The sequence below is a fragment of the Paraburkholderia sp. J10-1 genome (assembly GCF_905220165.1).
GTDB lineage: Bacteria > Pseudomonadota > Gammaproteobacteria > Burkholderiales > Burkholderiaceae > Paraburkholderia.
On record NZ_CAJMYW010000001.1, the window covers coordinates 741,797 to 765,657 of the forward strand.

A 23,861-nucleotide genomic window follows, 5' to 3' on the forward strand; every position below is an offset into this window, starting at 1 on the left:
TCGCGTTTGAGAACACTCTATTAGCCATGCACTGCGCACTATTGTTCAAGACGTCGCGCTAGTCTTTGTTTACACTTCGATGTGTGCGGATTCATAGCATCGAAAGATGTCGAGCATCGCTCATTCGCGTCCCGGCAAATCCGGAGCGCCAACCTGGCCCGCTATTCAGGACCCCACGCCGTTTCATTGCCCACGCCCGATCAGATGTGCCATCGAGATAATCACGATCTCGCCAGCCGGAGACGACCATGATTCAGATCGGATCGTTGCAGGTCAGTTTCGATCAGCGAAACATTCAACGCAATGGCGTTTCGCTGCGAATTGGCGCGCGCGCTTTCGACATTCTCGAAGTCCTCTATCGTGCCAATGGCGCCATTCTGTCGAAAGACGACATCATGGACGCGGTCTGGCCGGGCCAGATCGTCGAAGAGAATCGACTTCAGGTGCATATTGCGGCGTTGCGCAAGCTGCTCGGCGTCGACCGCGACCTGATCAAGACCGTACCGGGGCGAGGTTATCTGCTCGTTGCCAGGGGCGCCCAAACGTCCGAGGCGGCCGAGACGGGCGAGACTCGTCCGCCAATCGCAACCGCACTTCAGCTTCCCTCACTCCCTGCGCTCGTCACGCCCCTGATCGGACGCGCCGCGGAGATCGAACAACTGCTCGATCACCTCGAACGGGGACCGGTCACGACGGTCGTCGGCGCGGGCGGCATCGGCAAGACCGCGCTCGCGCTTCACGTCGCCAACGAAGTCCATCGCCGCAGCGGTCGGACAATATGCTTCGTGGAGCTTGCCAGAGCGTCCTCCAGCGAGGCGGTGCTCGCGATCCTGGCTGACACGCTGAAGCTGCCCATGTGCGATGGGCAGCACCGCGCGGACGCGCTATACGATGTCCTCGCCGAATCCGGATGTCTGCTCGTGCTCGACAACGCCGAGCATGTGATCGACGTCGCGGCCGGGCTCGTGGAGGCGCTGCTCGTGCGCAATGCCTCGGTACGCGTGCTCGTGACGAGCCGCGAAGCCCTGCACATTCGCGCTGAATCCGTGCTGCGCCTCGAACCGCTTGCCGTACCCGAGACCGGGCTGGCAACGCAGGAAATGCTCGCGTATTCAGCGGTCGAACTGTTTCTGAGCCGTGCCCGCTCACTCGCCATGGACTGCGCCGCGGACGAAAGAAGCATTGCACTGGCCGCCGACATCTGCCGGCGACTCGACGGCCTGCCACTCGCCATTGAACTCGCCGCGGCTCGCGTGGCGACGCTCGGCGTCGAAGGCGTGGCTTCGCGGCTCGACCACCAGCTCGACCTTCTCACCGGAGGCCTGCGCTCGGCACTGCCGCGGCACCAGACCTTGCGCGCGACGTTCGAGTGGAGCTACGCGCTGCTCGATGCGCCGTCGCGCATTCTCTTTCGCCGCCTCGGTTGCTTTACGGACGCATTTGCGTTCGATGCGGTCTGCGCCGTCGCCACGGAGCCCGGCATGTCGATTGCAGTGGTCGTATCGAGTCTTGGAGAACTCGCGACCAAGTCGCTTTTGAACGTGGAGTTTCACGGTCCAATCGCAACGTACCGGCTCACCAAGAGCACTCGTGCCTACGCGATGGAGAAATTGCGCGACGAAGGCGAAGTGCATGTCATCGCTTCGCGGCACATGCGCTACATGAAAAAGCGCATTGAGGAGAGCGGCCCTATCCACGCGCAAGGCAGCCGGCACGGCGCGGATCTCAACGCACGTCTTTCTCTCGACGACGCGCGCACCGCCTACGATTGGGCTTTCTCCGAGAACGGCGACCCGGCCCAGGGCGTCGCGCTCGCGGGGGCGCTGGTCGGCACGCTGCTCGATGCAGCGCTCGTCCATGAATGCTGCGAACGGGCGCGGCGCGCGCTGGATGTCCTCGACACCCTGCCGGCAGGCTCTGTCGATGTTGTCTGCGAAATGCGGCTGTGCGCAGCCTACGCTTGCACGCTCGTGTACGTGGGCGAAAATGTCGAGACTGCAGTATCGCTTTGGCAGCGCGTGCTGCGGCTCGCGCAGGCAGCGCGCGACGACGCGTTCGTGATGCGCGCCCTGTGGGGCCTCTGGAACACCGCACTGTCGATCGCCGACATTCACGCATCGATTCGTTACGCCACCCGCATCCAGCAGATAGCGGAGCATGGCGAATCGCGCAGCACGCGCCTGCTGGCCAGCGCAATGCTGGCCATTTCGCTCCACTGCTTCGGCGAGCATGAGCAAGCCCGGGAACGCCTCGAGTTCGCCGTTGCGGCGCTCGGCGAACCCGGCTCGGAGGAGCCGCCCTGTGGCACGCCAGGCGTGGACCCGCTCATCTTCTGCAACGGCACGCTCGCTCGCATTGCCTGGCTTCAGGGCAAGCCGGCGCACGCCATGCAACATGTGCAAGCCTCGCTGAACCCAGCGCGGCGGGACACGCTGGAGCCAACGCTCAGCCATCTGCTGGCCACCGTGGCTGTGCCGCTCGCGCTTCAATGCGGCGACTCGCAGGCCGCATTGCGCTATCTCGCCCTGTTGCGCTCGCAGGTGGCGACTCACCGCTTCGCGGTCTGGGAAGACTACGCGGAGTGTCTGTCCGTTCAGATCGATCGTCAGTCGAACGATAAAGTGTCCGCGCTCGAGCGGCTCGAGCCTGCCCTGCAGCGGCTCATTAAGCGCGGCTTCCGGCGCGTGATTGCCCCGTTCATCGTGTTGAGCGCCGAGACGCTCGCGAACGCTCGCCGTTTCGTGGAGGCTCGTGCGAGGCTGGACGACGCGATCGCGCGCAGCGAGACCCAGGGCGACTATTACTTTTTGCCCGAACTGCTGCGCGCCCGAGGCTGGGTTGAGCTTCAGCACGCGCGCGCCCTGGACGGCTCTGCGCGTGAGGAACGCGCGCGTTGCGAAGCGCAAGCACGCCATTTCCTGAACGCTGCGATGACGCTAGCGAGCGAACACGGCGCGGTGATCTGGAAATTGCGCGCCGCGCTCGACCTCGCCACGCATCACCTCGAAAGAGATGAGGCCGCGCAAGCCCTGGCGCTTCTTGCACAGTTCGATGCCCTTATCGACCTGAACTCGCCGGCACCCGATATCCAGCGTCTTGGCCAACTCCGCCACAAGCTGTGCGCAGCGGGCGCTCCGGGTGCTCAGGTGAGCGCTAAGCACGTAGCGGCACGCCCGTCACCGCATCAACGGCCGTCTCACCTGTCCCGCACCGACTAGCACGACAGCGCCAGCTTCACGATGAGCCCTGGTTCGTTGTCCTCGAGCTGCAGCGTGCCGCGATGCAATGTCGCCACCCCTTTGACGAGCGCGAGCCCGAGTCCGACTCCGGGCGTTCCGCGACTCGCATCGCTGCGGTAAAAGCGCTCGGTCACGCGGGCTTTTTCCGCATCCGGAACGCCTGGGCCGTCGTCGATCACCGCGACCTCGATCGAGCCGTCGGCGCCGCTCAGATAAACCTGCACCTGCGTGCTCGCAAACTTCAGCGCGTTGTCGATGAGATTGCCGATCGCCTGAGCGAGCAACAATGGATCGACCAGCGCCGGCAAGCTATCCGGACCACTCAGGGTCAGCGCGAGCCCACGCAGTTCCGCGAGCGGTTGATAAAACTCCACGGCCTCGGCGACGATGTGCGCGACATCGCTCTGCAGAAAACCCGACCTGCGTACGCCCGCGTCGATCTCCGCGAGGCGCAGGAGCGCGTTGAAAATGCCGATGACACGGTCGATGTCGCTCAGCGCGCCGTCCAGCCGCTCCAGCGTATCGCCATCAACCTTTTTCTTGAGATCGAGGATCATCGCCTCCATCCTGAAGCGCAGTTCGGTCAACGGTGTTCGAAGATCGTGAGCAATCGCATTCGACGTGTTGCGCACGCTATTGATCATTTCGATCAGCGCGTTCTGCGCGGCCTCCCGGCTGCGCACCTCTTCCTGAAGACGCGCGTTCTGTTCCGTGAGGGCCTTCTGCAGCCGCCCCAGTTTCAGATGCGTCTTCACGCGCGCAAGCAGTTCCTCCATCTGCAGCGGCTTGGTCACATAATCGACCGCCCCAACCTCGAAGCCGGTCGTCTTCTCTTCCGTCTGTGAAAGCGAGGTCATGAAAATGACGGGGACTGCGCGAGTTCGCGGATTGTCCTTCAGCCTGCGGCACACCTCGAACCCGTCCATGCCCGGCATCATCACGTCAAGCAGGATCAGGTCCGGATGCACGAGATCCGCACGCCTGAGCGCTTCTTCGCCGTCACGGGCAATCGATACGCGCAGGTCGTTGCCTTCGAGAAAATCGACCACGAGGCCGAGATTCGAAGCCGTGTCGTCGACAACCAGAACGAGCGGCTCAAGGCGTTCAAGTTTCTCTGTCATGCCTGCTCTCTTCCGTTCCAATGCCGTTCGATGAATGAGAGCAGCTCCCGCGATTCGAAGTTTTCCGCGAGCCGGCGTATGCGCCGCGCGAATGCCTGGTAACGCCCGTCGCTTTCCAGCAGCGCGTCGGCGTGACGCATGACGTCTCGCATCTGCCCTCGCAATGCCAGGCGATGCAGGATCTCCATGTTCTCGTGTGAGGGAACGGCCAGTGGCGCGGGCGCGTCAGGCTCTCCCGATGGATCGTCAGCCGACCCGTCGATAGCCTGCTTCGTCGCGCAATCCGCGTCATCCGCCGCGCACCCTCCATCGCCTGGAGCCGTTAGCGCGAGATCGAACCAGAACCTGCTCCCTCGCCCGTGTTCGCTCTCCACATGAATCTCGCTGCCCATGAGCCAGACGAGATGCTGACTGATGGAAAGGCCCAGGCCCACGCCTGCGCTGCGTCGCTCGGTATCGCCCGCCTGCTCGAACGGCTGGAAAACGCGCCCGATCTGGTCGGGTCGGATACCCACGCCCGTGTCCGACACCTCGAAACGCAGGACCCCCGTGCTGGCCTGTCTTACCGTAAATGTGACTGCACCTTCGTCGGTGAATTTCACGGCGTTCGAAAGCAGGTTGAGCAGCACCTGGCGCAAGCGCTTTTCGTCAACTCGAATTACGGCCGGCAAGCAAGGCGCAATCGCGCAGGTTTGCGTCAGTCCTTTCTCCCGCGCGCGCACGCCGACCATCTCCGCGAGCATTTCCAGAAACGGCGTGAGCGGCACATCGGCCGGTTGCAGTTCGATCCGGCCCGCGCCGGCGCGAGCGAACTCCAGCAAGTCGTTTATCAGCGTCAGCAGATGCGTCCCGCTTTGCTCGATGACCGCGACTTGCGATCGTTGGCGCGCCCCGAGCCCGTCGTCATGGCGCAGGATCTGTGCATAGCCGAGGATGCCGTTCAGCGGTGTGCGCAACTCGTGGCTGATATTGGCGAGAAATTGATCCTTTGCCTTGTTCGCGGCCTGCGCCTCGTCTCGCGCCACGCGCACCGTTGCTTCGAGCGCCCTGCGCTCGGTAATGTCCTGCAATACCGCGATTGTGTGATAGATCTGCTCGCCGGGTTCCCATTGCATCGCGACGCAGACATTGACCCACACGCGCGTTCCGTCGCCGCGAATGAGCAGCTTGTCTTCGACATAATGAGGGATCTTCTTCTCGAACAGCAGTCCGAACCGGGATTCGCTCTCAGGCAGATACGATGCGTCCGTGACGTCCCTGAACGTCATCTTGAGCAATTCGTCGCGGGTATAGCCGACAATCTCGCAGTAGCGTTGATTGACACGCAGGAATCGCCCGTCCGCGCCGCAATGCGCAATCCCGACTGCGGCATTTTCAAACGTACCCCGAAAGCGCTCCTCGCTCACGCGCAATGCCAGTTCAGCACGCTTGAGTTCGGTAATGTCGATCAACGTGCCGCTCAGGCACACAGGTGTGCTGCCGGCATGCTTGCGCGATGTGCCGCGCGTGAGGACCCAGCGGTACGCCCCGTCGCTGTGCAGCAAGCGGTGCTCGACCGCAAGCGCTGCGCCGCTGCGCAACTGGTTTCTGATGGCCTCTTCAAAGCGCTTCCGGTCGTCGGGATGAACCAGCGCCATGAACCGGCCGAAGCTGGGAGCGCCGGCATGCTCGCCGTAGCCGAGCCACTCGCGCACGTTCCAGCATCGCAGCACCCAATGTTGTTCGTCGTCGCCGTCGCATTCAAGCTCCCATACGCCGACATTCGACCCCCACATTGCCGCGCCGAGGCGCTCATTGGTCTCACGCAGGATCTCCGCTTGCGCGGCACGGCGCGTTTCCGTCGCGTCGCGAATCGCAAGCACGATACCGACAACCTGCCCAACATCGTCGACAATCCGCGTGACCCGGGTTTCGACCGGTACTTCGCGCCCCTGCCTGCCAACCAGCCGGGTCTTGGGTGGCAAGTCAACGGGAGCCTGTTCGCGCAGGACCGCAGCGCCCACATCGACCAGCGGCATGTTCGTGTCCTCGTCGATCAGCACGAGCACATTCGCGAGCGGCTGGCAGGCGGCCTCCTCCCGGGACCATCCCGTCAATGTTTCGGCTACGGGGTTGATCAACGTGATGCGCGATTCGCAGTCCGTCGCAATCACCCCGTCGCCAATGCTGGCCAGCGTGGCCGCATAGCGCTGCTCGCTCTCGCGCAGACGGCGCTCGGCGGCATGCTTGTATAGCGCCATCTCCACGACCGTGCGCAGCTGCTGATCTTCAAAGGGTTTCAGGACGTACCCGAACGGCTCGGTGACCGTCGCGCGCTGGACCGTCTCCTCGTCCGCATAGGCGGTGAGAAATACGATGGGCAGTCCATGCGCTTCGCGCAGCCGCCGCGCGGCGTCGATACCGTCCAGCTCGCCCTCCAGGCGCACATCCATGAGGACGAGGTCGAGCGGCGAGCGCGCAGCCACGACGAGCGCCTCCTCGCCGCTCGCGACACTGGCCGCAACGGTATGCCCGCAGCGCACGAGCTGTTGACCGATATCGCGTGCGACCACGCGATCGTCTTCCACGATAAGTATGCGCGCGGATGCCATGACGAAGCCCGTTGGGTCCCTAGAGTTTGAAGTGAATGACAAAGCTTGTCCCCGCGTCGCGGTCCTGCCGAACCGCAGCATGGAGTTGGCGGGCGAGGTCGGAAACGAGCTGCAGGCCGAGCGATTCGGCCTCATCAATGGAAAAATCGGGCGGCAATCCAATGCCATCGTCCGATACGCTGAGCTTGCATCCGCGCTCGTCGTCCGACACCAGTTCGACACGCAAGTGCCCGCGCCGGCCCTCCGGAAATGCGTGCTTTAGCGCATTCGAGACGAGTTCGTTCACGATCATGCCGCACGCCACCGCCCGGTTCATGTCGAGCTGCACGTCGTCCACCCGCACGTCGAGGGACACGTTCAGTTGACTCAATTCATACACGCGCGAAAGGTGCGCGCACAGATTCCGGATATGGGACGCCATGTCGATGCGCGCAAAATTCCCGGCGCGGTACAGATTCTCATGAACCATCGCCATCGAGCGCACCCGGTTCCGGCTGTCGAGAAAGCGCTCCGCCGTCGCCTTGTCTTCGACGCGCGCGGCCTGGAGATTCAGCAGGCTGCTGATCAACTGCAGATTGTTCTTGACCCGGTGATGCACTTCTTGCAGCAAGGCTTCCTTTTCCTCGAGGAGCGCCTCGACCTCTTCCAGGCTGGCATTTTCGATCGATATCGCAGCCTGCGATGCGAGCAGACTGAGCACCGCCATCCGCGAGAACGTGAACACGCCCGGCGCCAGTTCGTTCTCGAGGTACAGCACGCCGACCACCCGGTCTTGCTTGACGAGCGGCAATGACAGCACCGAGCGCGCATTCCTGCCGTTGAAGTATTCGTCCGCTGCGAACGGATTCTCCATCGAAGCGTCGTCCACCCGCACCGGTTCGTGCGTGCGCAAGCTGTGATGGAGCATGGCGAGCGGTACCGCGTCCGTCGCGGCGGCGCGGCGGCCTACATGGACCGTGGTGCCCTCGTGGATCGCATCGGCCTCCGCCTCGATCCAGAGTTGTTCCGCGTGCGGCAAAATCAGTAAGGCACGCCGGGCGCCGGCGTGCTCGAGCACAATCGTCATCAGCGTGTGCATGAGCCGCTCAAGCACCCGCTCGCTGGAAATCGCCTGGGATGCCTTAACAACCGTCTCCACCTCCAGTTGATTCGCTACCGGCCCGCCCAACGCTCCCGACGAGTCTTCCGACACCAGTCCCGGAAAGCGCGCGTCGAGCGACTTGACCTTCGCCATCGCCCCCCAGTTCAACCAGGCGAGGCGCGCGTTGCGCAGGTACACGACACTGATGGTTGCAAACCCATGGGCCGCATAGAACCGGCCGGCAATCTCGTTGGCGAGACCCTCGACATGCAGCAGACGCTGCAAGCGCGCGTGCTCGATCGCCTGCTCGTAGAAGCGCATCGCTTCGAACTCGCGCTTGCCTACGCGTGCGAGTTCGGCCTCGACCAACGCAGTACGCGAAGCAAAGTTCGCGGGGGCATGCCGGGACCAGCCGCGCAGTCTCTCGACATGCTCCGCCAGCGCCGTCATGTTGGCGGCCTGTTCGGCGGGCGCAAGGGTGTCATGCCAATGCAAACGCGCCAGTGCGCCAAAGAAGTGATATTCGGCCAGCTCGAAGTGTCCCGACGTGGTCCACAACAAGGGCGCTGCGCGCGTTTGCGCCTCCAGCGCGCGCCCGATGTCGCCGGCGAAATAGTGCGCCTGCATCTGGCGTATCCAGTACCAGCACGCCGCGATGGCGAGCGCGGGATTGCCTTCGAGATGGCGCTCGAGAGAAGCCTCGTCTGCATAGTCCGCATCGGCGGAACCGAGCCACGGCGGCAGCCCCCGCAGCCCGCGAATCAGCGACAACTGGGCGGTCATGATGTCGACGATCAGCCCGAAACCCGCGGCGCGAACGATACGCAGGCGCTCGACCGCCTCGTCCTCGACCTCGGCAAGCGAATGGCCGGCGGCAAGCAGACTCGTCACGAGGCAACAACTGCTGAAGCCGATATAGGTGAGGTCGCCGCTTAGCGTCGCCGCTTCGAACGCCCGGCGCAACAGCGGCAGTCCCGTGCGCATGGGCTGTGTCCACGGCATCACGTGATAGGCGAAACACATGTACACACGCGCCCTGAAGCGCGCGAGGCCGCGCTCGTCCACCAGTGCCAGTCCCAACCTGCCGAACTCGAAACCGGCGCGATAGTCGCCGAAGATCGGGCCGGCCACCATGCCGAGGTAGGCAAAGCCGAGAGACGACGCGTCGGCGTTGCCATGTCGAATGCTCAGGTTCGCCATGCGGGACAACACGAGGCACACCAGGTTTTCGTCGGTGAAAAACGCCGGTGGCAACACCGCGGTCAGCACATTGAGCGTCGCCTCCAGCGTTTCGTCCTGGAGCAACGGCAGGTCGATGAGGGAGGCGATCGTTCTTTCGCCGATCCGGTCGTGCAGCGTCGCGTACTCCGCCACGGCTGCCGCGCGCTCGGGATGTGCAACCCAGTCGATCCCGACCTCACGCAGATAGCCGAGACAGATCTCGACGGCGTCCTGCATCTGATCGAGCGCCGTATGCAGCGTGACGCGAAGAAACGCCACCGCGGCCTTGTGCGGCAAGTTCGAAGCGCTCGCTGCCAGACCTCGCAGACGTTCCTCGGCCAACGCGGCGTTTCCCGTGAGGAATTCGCACTCGGCACGCAGCAGTTCGAACGAGAACTTCTCCGGGTAGTGCGTCTGCCATGCTTCGCTGCCGATCATGTCGCTTCCTAGCGTCAGATACGCAAGCGCGGAACCATAGGCTGCCGAAGCCCTCGCACGGCGGCCCGCGCGCAAGTTGAGGCTCGCCACGCGCATACGTACATCGACGTCCTCAATGACGTGGATCGCGCGGTTGAACTGGTTGACGATCTCGAAGATATTGCGCTCGACCTCCGGATCCCCGTCGCCGCCGTCCAGCAGGGTGCCGATGCGCAAATGCGCCGGCGCGCGATCGGCTTCGTCCATCAACGCATACGCGGCCTCCTGGATCCGGTCATGAACGAATGCGTAGCCATCTTGCTGCCGATACACAATGCCTTGGGCGGCGGCTTCCGCGAGCGCCGCATCGATCGCTTCGCTCGACTGACCGCTCACGCGCGCAAGCACCGTGGTCGAAACCGAGGCGCCCAGGCACGCGAAATCCACCAGCGCACGGCGCGTCGAATCAGGCAGGCGGCCGAGCTTGTCGACCATCAGATCCACAACGCTGTCGGGGAATGCGCTCTGTGCAATCCGATCCGCGTTGCATGCCCACTCGTGACGCGCCTTGTCGAATGTGAGAAAGCCTTCGTCGGCCAGAACCTGAAGGAACTGAACGACAAAGAACGGGTTCCCGCCCGTCTTGTCGAACATGACCTGCGAGAGTGGCGCGGTGCGTTGTGCGTCGCCGTGTGTCGCGTCTCGCACGAGGCCTGCCACGTCGCTCACGGCGAGCGGGGCCAGCAGCACGTCATGAACGCGAACCCGCCCCGCGCGCATCGCACCCACTACGCGCGCCAACGGGTGCGCGGGCCCGACTTCGTTGTCGCGAAACGCGCCGATGAGCAGCAGATCCCTGATCTCCTGCCCTTTCCCCAAAGCTTCGAGGACCGAGATCGTGCCGGCGTCCAGCCATTGGAGATCGTCCAGAAAAAGCACCAGGGGTCGCCCCGGAAAAGCGAAAGCGCCGATGAATCGCGTCAGCACAGCGACGAACCGCGTCTGGGCGTCCTGCGGCGGGAGTTCGGCGACCGGCGGTTGCGCACCGACGAGACGCTCGAGCGCGGGGATCAAAGCAATGATCAGTTGTCCATGAGAACCGAGCGCTTCCTGAATGCGCGCCCGCCATGCCCCGATTTCGCGCTCGTCTTCGTCGAGAATCTGCTGCACGAGCGCCGCCATGCATTGTGCAATCGTTGCGTACGGAATATCCCGCTTGTACTGATCGAACTTACCGGCAGCGAACAGGCTGCCCGAGCAGGACATCGAGCGATGAAAGGCCTCGACCAGCGACGATTTCCCGATGCCCGAGTAGCCGGACACCAGAACGCATTCCGGCAAGCCGTCGCGAACGACACGCTCGAACGCGTCGGTCAGCGCCCGCACTTGCATCTCGCGCCCGTACAGGCGCCCGGGCATGAGCAAGCGGTCAGCCACGTCGGCCGCGCCCAGCTCAAAAGGTTCGATAGGCGCCCCGCGCAGGCTCTGCACGGCGCACAGCCGCAAGTCGTGCTCCACGCCTCGGGCGGTCTGGTACCTGTCCTCTGCAGCCTTCGCCAGCAGCCGGTCGACGATGGCGGCGACGGGTTCGGGAATCTCGGGCGCGCACTCCTTGAGCGAAATGGGCTTTCTCGCCGTATGGCAGTGCAGCCACTCCGCCGCGGAACTGGCCAGCCAGGGGAAGCGGCCCGTGAACATCCAGAAGATCACGACACCCAGCGAGTACAGGTCGGAGCGCGCATCGGGCCGCCGGTTGAGCAGTCCGGTTCGCTCCGGCGCAACGAAGGGAAGCGCGTCGGTGAACAGAACCGGCGGGCGACTGCTCTCGCCCTCGGTGGAAGTTTCGGCTTCGGCCGCGGCGGTCAACCCGAATCCGGTCAACGCCACCCCGCCAGTTTTCGCGTTGACGAGCAGGTGAGCAGTCCGGATGTCGTGATGGATCAAACCGCGTACATGCAAAGCGTCGAGCGCCGCCGCCGCGCTGGCCGCGATCGAAAGAACCTGGCTGTGCGGCAGACGATGCGTCTGCATGGACGAGAGAACACTGCCGCCCGGATCGTCGAGAAAGAGCGTAGTGCGCCGGCTCTCCCGCACAAGCGCCTGCGGCTGCGCGAAGCGCGGACTATCGAGCCGCGAGCGCAGCCGGTTGGCGTGCTCGAGCAACGACAGGGCTTCCGCCGATGGCTGGCTGGCAGACGGACGCACGGCGAGCCGGGTTTTCGCCGCGCCCCGCGCCTTGATGCGCGAAAGGACGAGCGTGCCGTCGTCCCACAACGTTTGGACGTTCGCGTCTTCTGGATTCGTGAAGGCTGGCGCGTCGGTCATGTGTCGGCCGAAAGCATGTACCCGGAGTTTCGTACGGTGCGCAGAAGCGAACGCTCGAAGCCCGCATCGATCTTTTGCCGGAGCTTGCTGACATGCACGTCGATCACGTTGGTCTGCGGATCGAAGTGATACTCCCAGATATTCTCCAGCAGCATGGTGCGCGTCACGACCTGATCGGCATGCCGCATCATGTACTCGAGCAGCTTGAACTCGCGTGGCTTCAGGCTGATCGCCTTGCCCGCACGCATCACCCTTCGGGAAAGCAGATCGATGCTCAGGTCGCCCACCTTGAGCGTCGTTTCGAGCACGTCGCTCTGCGAACGGCGCATGAGCACCTCGAGCCTCGCGAGCACCTCTCCGAAAGCGAAGGGCTTGACCACGTAGTCGTCGCCGCCGGCCTTCAGCCCGCGAATGCGCTCGTCGACAGCATCGAGCGCGCTCAGGATCAGCACCGGCGTCTTGCTCCCCGTCGCTCTCAGCGCCGACACAATGCTGAGGCCGTCGACGCCGCCCGGCAGCATGCGATCCAGAATAATCGCGTCGTATGCGCCGCCCATGGCTAGAAACATGCCGTCCCGGCCGTTGTCGGCGAAGTCGACCACATGGCCTGCTTCCGCAAGGCCCTTCCTCAGAAAGCCGGCCACCTGCACATTGTCTTCCACTAACAAGATCTTCATTCCAGCCACTCGCGGTTCCAGACAGCCGCCAAAACGGTCGCGGCGCGGCGCCGCTGCTCGTGCGAAGCCCGATCCTCCTTGCCTCCGCCACCCTGCCTCTAATTATCCGTCCAGAGCCGATAATCCGTTTTTCGGCGCCGCATTAAATTAAGTTAATGTTCTGTCCGGCTTTCGGCACCGGCGTTGCGCGACACTGGCTCCCGATGGCCCCATGCGCTTGAACGAGTGCTGCGGAAGCCGTAGATTAACAAAAGTTAATTTATGGGTAACGGCGAGGAAAAGGCGCTTCGCCTATCATCCGTCTCAATACGCGCCGCGCGCAGTCAGCCCGCACGACATCGGGCCACCCGCGGCGAGGCGGGTTGCCGCGCCCTCAGTCCCTTGCCCGAGCCATGCCGGACGAAACAGACATGAATCACGCGATAGCAGACTCTCCAACATTCGCCCCCCGTGCGCCCGTCATTCAGGTCGGCGAATGTGAGCTGGACCTCGGCGTACGGACGCTACGCCGCGGCGGCAATGTGGTGGATCTCGGGTCCCGCGCCTTCGATGTGCTCGCCACCATTGCCCTGGCGGGGGGACGCATTGTCTCCAAGGACGAACTCATGGAGGCGGTCTGGCCGGATACGGTCGTCGAGGAAAACAACATCCATGTGCAGCTTTCGGCGATCCGCAAGGCACTGGGCACGGACCGCAAACTGATCCTCACTGTGCCGGGGCGTGGCTATCAGCTGATTGCGGCGGCGCCCGAAGCCCGAATCGCGCCATTGCCGTACCACGGATGCGCAACCGGGCCCGATCGGCTGCCCGCACGCGATACGTTGCTCGGACGTGAAACCGCGATCGCTGAAGTGCGCTCGCTGATCGCCTCGGCGCGCGTCGTGACGCTCGTCGGCGCGGGCGGCATCGGCAAGACGAGAATCGCCCGGGAAATCGCGCACCGGCTCGCCGCAGAACAGGCTGTCGATGTCCGCCTCGTCGAACTCGCTGCGCACAGCACACGGGCGGCTGTCGTCCGCGCGTTCGCAGACGTCTGCGGCCTTGCCAACGCCGAGGAAGGTGCCGATCTGCGCAGCGTGGCGCGCGGGCTGGCCAGCATGCGCGGCGTGCTCGTCATCGACAACGCCGAGCATGTCGTGGAGCACGTCGCCGAACTCGTCGGGCTGATCAGCCATGCCAATCCCCAGGTGCGGATTCTCGCCACCAGCCGGTTCCGTCTGCGGGTGTCCCACGAAGTCGTCTATCGTGTCGGCCCGCTCGCTCTTCCTGAAGCAGGCGACTGCCGCGAAGCGATGCTGTGCTCCCCTGCGGTCGGTCTCTTCTTGAGGCGGCTGTCCTCGAACGGCATCAACGCCGACATGAGCGCCAACATGAGCGATGAACGTCTGCGCGTCGTCGAAGAGATATGCCGGCGCCTCGAGGGCATACCGCTCGCACTCGAACTGGCGGCCGGACGAGCGTCCGTACTGGGCCTCGAAGGCATCTGCGAGGGGCTCGACGAGCCTCTGCTCTATCTTGCCGGCGGTTATCGCACCGCGCAGCCCAGACATCGGACGCTGCGGGCCGCAATCGACTGGAGCTTCGAGCTGCTCGACGCAGCCGAGCAGACAGTGTTCAGGCGTCTGAGCGTGTTCAGCCGCGCCTTCAGCCCGCAGGCGGCGTGCGGGATCGCACACGACGCCACGCTCTCCGACGAAGCCGTCATGGACTGTGTCGGCGAACTGGTCGACAAATCGCTCATCGAGATTCAATTCGAAGGCGCGGAGGTGAAATACCATCTATCCGCACCGGCTCGTGCCTACGGCCGCGAAAAACTGCTTGCCGAAGGCGAGATCTGTGCGATTTTTGAGCGGCATGCGCGCTATGTCAGCGAGCGCCTTTCCGCGATTTCCATCGAAGCCGTTGCGTCGAATCCGCGTTCGTCCGGACGGGCGGCGCCAGCGCCCCGGTTCACGGGTGCGTAGCTTCGGACCCGCGCTTCGTCAAACGGCTCTGTATCGACTGAGAATCCCATTGAGCTCGGCAGGCCGTGCTTCGACATCAACGCCTTCTGGCTCTCGCTGCTCAGGCCACCGTTGCCAAGCCGCTTTCTTCCCTCGCTGAATGAAGTGGTTTCGAATCGAGGCGAGCAATTTCATTCCGCGTCAGTCGTTAGTATGTCTGATCGTTAATCGCCTTCGCGACTCTCTCCAAGGCATGCTCGATCGCCGCCAGGCTGACATTCCCGAATGGCGCGTGGCCATAGCAAGTCCCACCGATAGCAGCCCTCCGGCGCTTGCTATCAGGGGGACGGCGGATTCAAAAGCTTGCTCAACGGCTTTAGCGGGCCTATTGGGAGGAGCGAAAATGTCATTAAATGCGCTTTCCCCAAAGGAAGTGCCTCAAGCAATTCATGGGCTTGATTCACGTCCGTCACGTTCAGGATGAACGCTACCCCAGCCCGGTCTTGAAGTGAGTACCACTGGTCAATCTTGCCCTCCAGGTAGAGCTGTGCCGTCGCGCGAACTTCGGTCGGAAGAATGTGGTGGACACGTTGCATGTCCGTGCCCGGTGCAAAGGTGCCAATTGCCAATATCTTCGTAGTCGGCGTGATTGGCATCGGAGTGGTTTGAGCCATGGAAACTCCAGTGGAAGCGATCAGCACGGAGGCTGCTATCAAATCGAAAAGAAGATGTTTCATCGCGTCTGCTCTTGCCGCATCAGCCCGAAGGCTGGCATGAGGCAACACCAGATTCCTTATCCAGCGCAGCGGCTTCTGGTCCCGTCAGATAGTAATCACGGAAGCGCTCATCGACGCTTTCCCACATCCGTTTCGAGAACAGCAGCGCTGCGTTGAGCGGGCGATGATTGATGACCACTGAATCCGTCTCGCCCCGTTGGTTCAGATGCGCGACGACCACCGTTTCGATCGGCACGCCCTGGATTTGCGATCGATAGGATTCCATATACAAATCGTTGCCGATTTCGCCCTTGTAGCTGTGATGCTGAAATTCGTAGAGCGCGACCGCGTGCTTGATCACGGAGAGAATATCGGCTCGGCCGTCTATCGGCCGCTTCAGGACGGTGGCTTCGAGCGTTGCATTTTCAGCGAGCCTCGCCAGCCAGAGCGGCGGTGTGCCTGCGGACGCCAGCACGGGGGCTGTATCGTTGAATTTCATGCCGGGCGCTCCACTTGCGATTTTCTCGTCGTACCTGCGCTAGCCGCATCGAGCGCCGCTTCGAGCGTGATGCGCGCCTTTTCCAGGCGGCGGCGTGCGAGACGTTCGACGCCCGCGCTGCGCTCAGACTCGCCCGCCAGCAGCGCATGAATATCGGGCAGCGTCCAGATCGCGCCGCGCGTTCCCCAGGCGCCATCCGGAATTTCGGTCGGAAAGACCCAGACGCGCGGCGCGACGTCGTCGAACGGCCGGTTCTCCGCGCGCGCCACCGCTTCCGTGACGTCTCTGACGAGCGAGCGACGCGATTCGGCGGTGTATTGCCCTTCAGGTACGGACGGAACGATCCGGTAGCGGATTGTGTTCGTACGTTCGCCGCCGACGTAGATCGCAGCGGGCCGATGAAGATGGAGCACGGTCACACGCCGTGCGACCGGATTGGCAGGATCGTACCCTTCCGCCTTGATGAGGATATCGGTCAGATCCTTGACGAGGCGCGCTTCGGCCTCGGGCGTCAAGGCGCCTTCGGGCCATAGTGCATCGATCATTGGCATGGTTCCACTCCTGCTTCCGGTCATTGGATGCGGCCATGATCGGGGTTTACTCGATTGGCCGGGAGTGGCAGCATCGCCATTATTCAAGGAATTTCAGACACACCATGACCATCGTCCGCATCTGGGTCTATGACGGAATTCTCGCGTCCGGCGTCGCGGGCCCGGTTGACGTCTTCAGCGCGGCCAATCAGTTCCACGCGCGCAAGGCTGCATCGGGTGCGACATCCGCGCCCGCGTTTGCATGGCGCGTGGAATCACTCGACGGCCAACCCGTCACCGCCGCGTCTGGCCAGACCATTCACGTCGACGGCAAGATCGACCCGCGCAAACGCGCGGACGCCGTTCTGCTTACCGCACCGTTTTTTTCGAATGTCGACGAATTCCTCGGGCGCCGCGAGCAGTTGAATGCGTTGTCTTGCGCACTGCGGCGTCAGCGCAAGGCGGGCGCCGTGCTGGCGGCATATTGCACGGCTAATTACCTGCTCGCCGAGGCGGGTCTGCTGGATGGCCGCGCTGCAACAACGCACTGGGCGAGAGCCGCGGATTTCGCACGCCGCTATCCGCGTATCGAAGTTCGCGCACAAGAAGTGCTGATCGCGCAAGACGGCATTATTTCGGGCGGTTCCGTAACGTCGTATCTGAATCTCGCGGTGCGGATCGTCGAAACATTCGCCGGCGAAGCACTCGCTACGATGACCGCGAAAGCGCTGTTGATCGACATGAACCGGACTTCGCAGGCTTCCTTTGCAAAGCTACTCGACGAGCATGGGCATACCGACACGCTCGTCGCGCGCGCCCAGCAGCAAATGGAGGCGACGTTGCAGCAAGGCTTCCGGTTGAGCGATCTGGCGGCTTCGCTTGCTGTTAGCGAACGCACGCTCAATCGCCGTTTCAAGGAGGCCGTCGGGCTCGCGCCGTTGACCTGGCTGCAAAATCTGCGCATCGAAGTTGCGAAGAAATTGCTTGAAACGCGCCCGATTGGGCTTGAGGCAGTGAGTCAGCGAGTTGGTTATGGCGATATCAGTACATTTCGGCAATTGTTCAAGCGCAAGACCGGGTTGTCGCCAAGTGAATATCAAATGCGGTTCTCGCGTGCCACGGCGAAGAGTATAGAAGCCGGGTCAGGCCGCAACGGCCGCTGAGGACTCGCGAGCTCATCGCGCCGCGGCCTCGTCACCTCCCGCCCTCATTCCTCGCCCTATTCTTTTTTTGTATCTCAACGTATCTGCGACAGCCAACGATACGCACACATACACGCAGCCGGTTTTCGGACACAAGCGAGATACATTCATCCGCTCCAATACGCCCATCGCGAGCAAAACACCGCACCGCAAAACTGGGGCAACCGAGATAGTGCATATGCAACACGAGTCGAATGGAACCGCTGAACCGGACCGCACTGCGGATGAACCGCTGAGCAGCCAGATCGCGCGCAATTGTCTGCTGACGCGCGCCCGGCAGGTCTCCCGCGTCCTGACTTCGGTCTATGACGAAGCGTTGCGTCCGTTCGGCATCGAGGCGCCGCAATTCTCATTGCTCGTGCTGATCGGGGAGTTCGGGCCGATTAGCCGCTCGGATCTGGGCCGCCGCAATCATCACGAGCGCTCGACGCTGACAAGAAATCTGCAGCCGCTGATCGCGCAGGGCTGGGTTGCCGAGGGCATTCCAGCAAGCGATGGTCGAAGCCGCCCCCTCTCGCTCACACACGAAGGCCGGGCGCTGCTCAAGAACGCCGCGAGCGCGTGGTCGGCGGCACAGCACTACACGACGCGCCTCCTTGGCGAAGACGGCGCCCATGAGCTTATGAATATCGCGGGGAAATTGCCGCTGCGTATGGTCTGAAGTTTTTCGGTCGATGTTGCATATGCAAGATCGACCAATGCCTGGTACCCCTACTCATCGTTAAGGAGTTTTTCATGAAAGTAGTCAAAGCCGCTGCCGTCCAGTTCAGCCCGGTGCTCTATAGCCGTGAAGCAACCGTCGCCAAGGTCGTGCAGAAGATCCACGAACTCGGCCAGAAAGGCGTACAGTTCGCCACTTTCCCTGAAACGGTCGTGCCTTATTACCCTTACTTTGCGGCCGTCCAGACGGGCATCGAGCTACTTTCGGGCACCGAACATCTGCGCCTGCTCGAACAGGCGGTGACGGTGCCGTCCGCTGCGACCGACGCGATCGGCGAGGCCGCGCGAAAGGCAGGCATGGTCGTATCCATCGGCGTCAATGAGCGTGATGGCGGCACGCTGTACAACACACAATTGCTCTTCGATGCCGACGGCACGCTGATCCAGCGCCGCCGCAAGATCACGCCGACGCATTTCGAGCGCATGATCTGGGGTCAGGGAGACGGCTCGGGATTGCGCGCAGTCGACAGCGCAGTCGGTCGCATCGGGCAGCTTGCATGCTTCGAGCACAACAACCCGCTTGCCCGCTACGCGATGATTGCCGACGGCGAGCAGATCCATTCGGCGATGTACCCTGGTTCCGCCTTTGGCGAGGGCTTTGCCCAACGTATGGAAATCAACATCCGCCAGCATGCGCTCGAATCCGGCGCGTTCGTCGTCAACGCGACGGCGTGGCTGGACGCGGACCAGCAGGCGCAAATCATGAAAGACACCGGTTGTGCAATCGGTCCGATTTCGGGCGGCTGTTTCACCACGATCGTTGCTCCTGACGGCACGCTGATGGCCGAGCCGCTTCGCTCAGGCGAAGGCGAAGTGATCGTCGACCTCGACTTCACGCAAATCGATCGCCGCAAGATGCTGATGGACGCAGCCGGCCATTACAACCGCCCCGAATTGCTGAGTCTGATGATCGATCGCACGCCAACCGCGCATGTTCACGAACGTGCTGCTTCGCACCCGATTATCGTCAGCGACCAGAATGGCGACGATCTGCGCCCCCTGGCTGCATGACAATCAACGTATGCACGCGCGTTTTTCGTTCAAACGTGTGTATATGCATACATAAAATGCACGATTTTTTCCTGAAAGGTATCTGATATGACAACGAACCCTGCCCATGATCGGCCCATTCTCGTGACAGGCGCCGGAGGCGCGATTGGTGGAATCGGCCGCAACGTTACGACGTCATTGCTCGCGAAGGGCTACAAAGTGCGCTCACTGGTCCGCAAGGAAGACGAGCGCGCGAACGAGTTGCGCCGCCTGGGCGCCGAAGTGGTGGTAGGCGATCTGACCGATCTCGCCTCGATGCACCGCGCGATCGAAGGCTGTTCGCGAGTCTATTTCGGCATGTCCGTCTCCGAGGCCTATCTCGAAGCAACCGTCAATTTTGCTGCGGTGGCGCGTCATCACGGCGTCGAAGCCATCGTGAACATGTCGCAAATGACGGTCACGGAAATGAGCATCACGGAGACAACCGACAGCCCGCAGCACAAGCTGCACTGGCTTGCCGAACAGGTATTGCAATGGTCGGGGCTGCCCGTCGTCACGGTACGGCCGACGGCTTTTCTCGAGAGCTTCTTCCTGACCCTTGGCGCCGCCGGCGTACGCGACAACGACGAACTCGCACTGCCGCTCGGCGCTAGCAAGACGTCGCCCATTTCTGCGGTTGACGTTGCGAATGCGGTATCGGTGATTCTCGAGAACCCGGCGCCGCATATTGGCAAGATTTATAACCTGACAGGTCTCGAGTCGACGGATCTCGAGCAGGCCGCGCGCGTCTTTTCGGAAGCGCTCGGCCGGCCTATCCATTACCGGAATGTGCCTGTCGCGCCGTGGTCGGACAAATTGCGCGAACTCGGCATTCCCGCTCACGTCGTCGATCATCTGGCCGTGATGGCCGACCTCCATGCTCAGGGGCGGTACGACCGCATGACGAACGATCTGTTCGAACTCACGGGCCGCAAGCCCATGAGCATGTATGACTTCGTCAAGCTGCACATTGCTGATTTCACGCGCAGCGCGACAAGCTGATCGAGGCCGGAGGACGATTCCATGTCAAATACCGCTCCCCAATCCTCAACGCGCCGGCACTTTGTCGGCGTGGCCGCGGCGGCGCTTGCGGCGGGCTCGCTGAGCCGGCTCGCCTTCGCGGACACAAGCCCCGGAATCGGCACGACCACCGAACCCGCGAACGGCGACAAGGCGGCGATCCGGCCCTTCCGCGTTCACGTGCCCGAGTCGCATCTCGTCGACATGCGGCGGCGCATCAAGGCCACGCGCTGGCCCGATCGCGAGACGGTGCCCGACGAATCACAGGGCATTCAACTCGCCACCATTCAGGGTCTCGCGCAATACTGGGCGACCGGCTACGACTGGCGCAAATGCGAAGCGCGGCTCAATTCGTATCCGCAGTTCATCACCGAAATCGACGGACTCGATATCCATTTCATCCACGTGCGCTCGAAGCACGACAATGCGATGCCGTTGATCGTGACCCACGGCTGGCCCGGCTCGATCATCGAGCAGTTCAAGATCATCGACCCGCTCGTCAATCCGACTGCGTACGGCGCACCGGCATCGGACGCCTTTCATCTCGTGATTCCCTCGTTGCCCGGTTACGGCTTTTCTGCGAGACCGACCACAACCGGCTGGGGACCGGAGCGCACCGCACGTGCGTGGGTCACATTGATGAAGCGCCTCGGCTACGAGCGTTTTGCATCACAGGGCGGCGATCTCGGCGGGATTGTCACGAACATCATGGCCAAACAGGCGCCGCCCGAATTGATCGGTATTCACGTGAACTTCCCGGCCACCGTTCCTGCGGACATTCTGAAGTCACTGGCGGCCGGCGAGCCGATGCCTGCCGGTTTATCGGCAGAGGAGCAGCACGCGTATGACCAGTTGAGCGCCAACTTCAAGAAGAAGCGCGGCTACGCTTTCGAAATGGGCACGCGCCCACAGACGCTGTACGGACTCGCCGACTCGCCCGTCGCGCTCGCTTCCTGGCTGCTCGATCACGGCGACGGCTACGGCCAGCCCGCGGCGGCGTTGAGCGCGGCCGTACTCGGTCATCCCGTCAACGGTCATTCAGCAGGCGCGTTGACCCGAGACGACATACTCGACGACTTCACGCTTTACTGGCTGACGAACACCGGCGTCTCGGCCGCGCGCTTCTATTGGGAGTCGCACGCGAACTTCTTCCTCGCGGCCGACGTCGATGTGCCGGCTGCTGTGAGCGCGTTTCCGGGTGAAAACTACCAGGCGCCGAAGAGCTGGACTGAAAAGGCCTATCACAACCTGATTTATTTCAACAAACCCGAAACTGGCGGTCACTTCGCGGCGTGGGAAGAACCGATGATCTTCGCGAACGAAGTGCGCAAGGGGCTAAGGCCTTTGCGCGCCTGAAGTGCGAAGCGCTCCGACGCTCATGCGCCGGAGTACGCCTCGCTGTCATCGAGCCAGACGGGCCCATGCGATGATGCTCGCATTGATGGCGTGTCCGATATCCCGCGAAAGATGGCAACATTGCCACTTCCGCCTGTTTCGTCAAAGCCCGATGATCAGGGACCTTCCGTTGCCGGAACGAAAACATGACAGCAAACGCCCACTTCTCGACAAACCTGCTGCTTGCCTACGCAGCGTATTTCGTTGGCACCGCGAGTCCCGGGCCAAGCAACCTGGCGATTATGTCCATAGCTGCCAGTCACGGGCGGAAAGCGGCCGTGATGTTCGCACTCGGTGTCATCTCTGGATCGATGATCTGGGCGACGGTGGCTACGCTGGGCGTCTCGGCTGCGCTAATTGCTTATTCTCAATTCATTATTGCAGTCAAGATTTTTGGCGGCCTTTATCTCTTGTGGCTGGCCTTCAAATCCGGACGCAGCGCGCTTGCGACAGCAGCGGCATCCGCACTGAATGCGGAGCGAACGCCGACATTGACAAACGTCTACTCCCGCGGACTGATGCTCCATCTCACCAATCCCAAAGCGATCCTTGTGTGGGTTTCAATTGTTGCTCTGTCGTCGAGCAGCACGGGATCTGCCCATAGCGCTCTGATTGCAGGCTGTGCGGCCATTGGATGTCTGGTATTCGGCGGATACGCGGTACTGTTTTCGACAGACTCGGCTCGCAGGATGTACGTGCGGACCCGCCGCGCCATGGAAGGATGCCTGGCCGTAATATTCGGGATTGCCGGCATCCGCCTTCTGGCGTCGCGTATTTAGCTACTCGGGCGATCCAATCGGCTCTCCAATGGTCGTTGTTTCGCTGTTGGCCATCCGTATCGCGATCCGCCGCGCTCAATCGCGTAGACGCTTTCGCCTGCTCGACTCCCTAAAGGCAACGAGAATCCCGGCTGGTATCAACCGGAGCCGCACGAGCTGGCGCTGAAAATCGCGGACGCTTTCCGAAGTAAGTGTTGGCAGAATCTGTCACAGCGCTTACGATTTTTTTCGATACTCATCCACAGGCAATCTATACTCAATAGCGCTTCCTCCTCGGCTAGCAGCCAACTCACCCGGTTCGAACAGTCCATAGCGACGTTGCCGATCATCCTTATTGAGGATTCCGGATGAATTTGATCGCACGGCCCAATACGGCAGCGTTGGTTGAGTTTCATATCACCTCACCACAAGTGCGTCCGGAGCACCGGGGCGTTACCGTTGCGTGCCCGATGTGACAACGCTTTAATCGACGTGCGAGGCACTCATGTCTGGCTATGCGTTGGATAACTCCTGGGAGCATGCGAATCGTCGTCTGGCGCTGCTCGAGCATATGCTCGACCCGATGACCCAGCGTCGTATCAAGATGCTTGGCGTCGGTCAGGGGGCGCGTTGCCTTGAAGTGGCGGCCGGAAGCGGCTCGATCGCGAAGTGGCTGTGCGAGCAGGTCGGGCAAACCGGCAGCGTCATGGCAACCGATATCAACACCACCTTGCTCGACGAGATCCGTCTTCCGAACCTTGAAGTTCAGCACCATGACATCGTCAAGTCTGAGCTTCCAGACTCCGCATTCGATTTTGTCCACGCGCGATGGATACTCCACCACCTGCGCGAACCCGAGCGCGCGATTCGCCGGATGGTCGATGCACTTCGCCCGTCCGGGTGGCTGTTACTGGAGGAGGTCGACTTTTTCCCGGTACACGCGTCATCGTCAGCCGTATTCCGTGAATTCATGGTGGCACTCGTCAACACAGTTGTGAAAGCGTCGGGTCGGGACTGCTTCTGGGCTCGCATTCTTCCGGAGACCGTGGCGGGCATGGGACTGGAGCAGGTGGGTGGCGAGGGAGAGTTTCCCGTGATCCGGGGCGGTTCGCCCGCCGCGGAATTCTTCGAGCTGACTGCCGTGCAGATGCGTGAACAACTGCTCGCGACGTCTGCATTGCCTCTGCCTCGGCTCGAGCAGGCGCTGCAGCTCCTGAAATCTCCTGATCTATGGGCCTTCGGCGGCGGCAATATTGCCGTATGGGGACAGCGAAGCGCTGCATGAGCCCTTCGGGTTGCAGGCGCTAGCCGTGGCCTTCGATACGTTCTTGCTGCAGATTGATACGAGCACCTCCGGCGGCCAATTCTGGTAGACCG

General features: G+C 62.4%; 16 protein-coding genes. 9 read left to right on the plus strand and 7 right to left on the minus strand.

Translation table 11 applies throughout. The features are described 5' to 3' along the window. The first annotated feature begins 248 nt into the window (after positions 1-248). The gene (locus U5A65_RS03300) at positions 249-3,218 is read left to right on the plus strand and encodes an ATP-binding protein (protein ID WP_321945468.1); all 2,970 of its coding nucleotides are present in this window, start codon (positions 249-251) and stop codon (positions 3,216-3,218) included. Here the strand turns inward: U5A65_RS03300 and U5A65_RS03305 are convergent. The 4 genes from U5A65_RS03305 to U5A65_RS03320 are packed head-to-tail and all read right to left on the minus strand — an operon-like array spanning position 3,215 to position 12,672. Further along, positions 3,215-4,360 carry a hybrid sensor histidine kinase/response regulator gene (locus U5A65_RS03305; RefSeq protein WP_321945469.1) on the minus strand — a complete coding sequence of 382 codons (1,146 nt, stop codon included), beginning with the start codon at positions 4,358-4,360 and terminating at the stop codon, positions 3,215-3,217. The two genes, U5A65_RS03300 and U5A65_RS03305, sit on opposite strands and share 4 nt — an antisense overlap. Then, entirely contained in the window at positions 4,357-6,993 is a 2,637-nt protein-coding gene (locus U5A65_RS03310) for a PAS domain S-box protein (protein WP_321945470.1), read from the minus strand. The genes U5A65_RS03305 and U5A65_RS03310 overlap by 4 nt, the downstream gene beginning before the upstream one ends. Continuing rightward, on the minus strand, positions 6,971-11,995 hold the full coding sequence (locus tag U5A65_RS03315; protein WP_321945471.1) for an AAA family ATPase: 5,025 nt from the start codon (positions 11,993-11,995) through the stop codon (positions 6,971-6,973). Before U5A65_RS03315 ends, U5A65_RS03310 begins: the two co-directional genes overlap by 23 nt. Beyond that, positions 11,992-12,672 (minus strand): response regulator transcription factor, encoded by a 681-nt coding sequence (locus U5A65_RS03320; protein ID WP_321908252.1) that lies wholly within the window; start codon positions 12,670-12,672, stop codon positions 11,992-11,994. The genes U5A65_RS03315 and U5A65_RS03320 overlap by 4 nt, the downstream gene beginning before the upstream one ends. 410 nt (positions 12,673-13,082) lie before the next feature. Here U5A65_RS03320 and U5A65_RS03325 point away from each other — a divergent pair, with 410 nt between their 5' ends. Then, positions 13,083-14,636, plus strand: a complete 1,554-nt coding sequence (locus U5A65_RS03325) for an ATP-binding protein (protein WP_321945472.1) — start codon at positions 13,083-13,085, stop codon at positions 14,634-14,636. Between the two features lie 317 nt (positions 14,637-14,953). Here U5A65_RS03325 and U5A65_RS03330 read toward each other — a convergent pair whose 3' ends face one another. From U5A65_RS03330 to U5A65_RS03340, 3 genes are read right to left on the minus strand one after another with little or no spacing between them, the layout of a single operon-like run. Beyond that, positions 14,954-15,352, minus strand: coding sequence for a hypothetical protein (locus U5A65_RS03330; RefSeq protein ID WP_321945473.1), 399 nt, complete (start codon positions 15,350-15,352; stop codon positions 14,954-14,956). Between the two features lie 19 nt (positions 15,353-15,371). After that, positions 15,372-15,830 carry a hypothetical protein gene (locus tag U5A65_RS03335; protein ID WP_321908246.1) on the minus strand — a complete coding sequence of 153 codons (459 nt, stop codon included), beginning with the start codon at positions 15,828-15,830 and terminating at the stop codon, positions 15,372-15,374. Continuing rightward, complete coding sequence (locus tag U5A65_RS03340; protein WP_321908244.1) at positions 15,827-16,381, minus strand: Tautomerase enzyme; 555 nt, start codon at positions 16,379-16,381, stop codon at positions 15,827-15,829. The genes U5A65_RS03335 and U5A65_RS03340 overlap by 4 nt, the downstream gene beginning before the upstream one ends. Positions 16,382-16,485: 104 nt before the next feature. Here U5A65_RS03340 and U5A65_RS03345 point away from each other — a divergent pair, with 104 nt between their 5' ends. The 7 genes from U5A65_RS03345 (at position 16,486) to U5A65_RS03375 (ending at position 23,769) form a co-directional block, all read left to right on the plus strand. Then, entirely contained in the window at positions 16,486-17,523 is a 1,038-nt protein-coding gene (locus U5A65_RS03345; RefSeq protein ID WP_321945880.1) for a GlxA family transcriptional regulator, read from the plus strand. Between the two features lie 67 nt (positions 17,524-17,590). Next, the gene (locus U5A65_RS03350; protein WP_321908240.1) at positions 17,591-18,223 is read left to right on the plus strand and encodes a MarR family winged helix-turn-helix transcriptional regulator; all 633 of its coding nucleotides are present in this window, start codon (positions 17,591-17,593) and stop codon (positions 18,221-18,223) included. 74 nt (positions 18,224-18,297) lie between these two features. Beyond that, positions 18,298-19,293 carry a carbon-nitrogen hydrolase family protein gene (locus U5A65_RS03355; RefSeq protein ID WP_321908239.1) on the plus strand — a complete coding sequence of 332 codons (996 nt, stop codon included), beginning with the start codon at positions 18,298-18,300 and terminating at the stop codon, positions 19,291-19,293. 87 nt (positions 19,294-19,380) lie between these two features. Beyond that, positions 19,381-20,313: an NAD(P)H-binding protein gene (locus U5A65_RS03360; protein ID WP_321945474.1), complete on the plus strand. Its 933-nt coding sequence runs from the start codon at positions 19,381-19,383 to the stop codon at positions 20,311-20,313. A gap of 21 nt (positions 20,314-20,334) precedes the next feature. Continuing rightward, positions 20,335-21,687, plus strand: coding sequence for an alpha/beta fold hydrolase (locus U5A65_RS03365; RefSeq protein ID WP_321934600.1), 1,353 nt, complete (start codon positions 20,335-20,337; stop codon positions 21,685-21,687). 185 nt (positions 21,688-21,872) lie between these two features. Further along, positions 21,873-22,505, plus strand: coding sequence for a LysE family translocator (locus tag U5A65_RS03370; RefSeq protein ID WP_321945475.1), 633 nt, complete (start codon positions 21,873-21,875; stop codon positions 22,503-22,505). Positions 22,506-22,989: 484 nt separating this feature from the next. Then, positions 22,990-23,769: a class I SAM-dependent methyltransferase gene (locus U5A65_RS03375; RefSeq protein WP_321934601.1), complete on the plus strand. Its 780-nt coding sequence runs from the start codon at positions 22,990-22,992 to the stop codon at positions 23,767-23,769. The last annotated feature ends 92 nt before the right edge of the window (positions 23,770-23,861 follow it).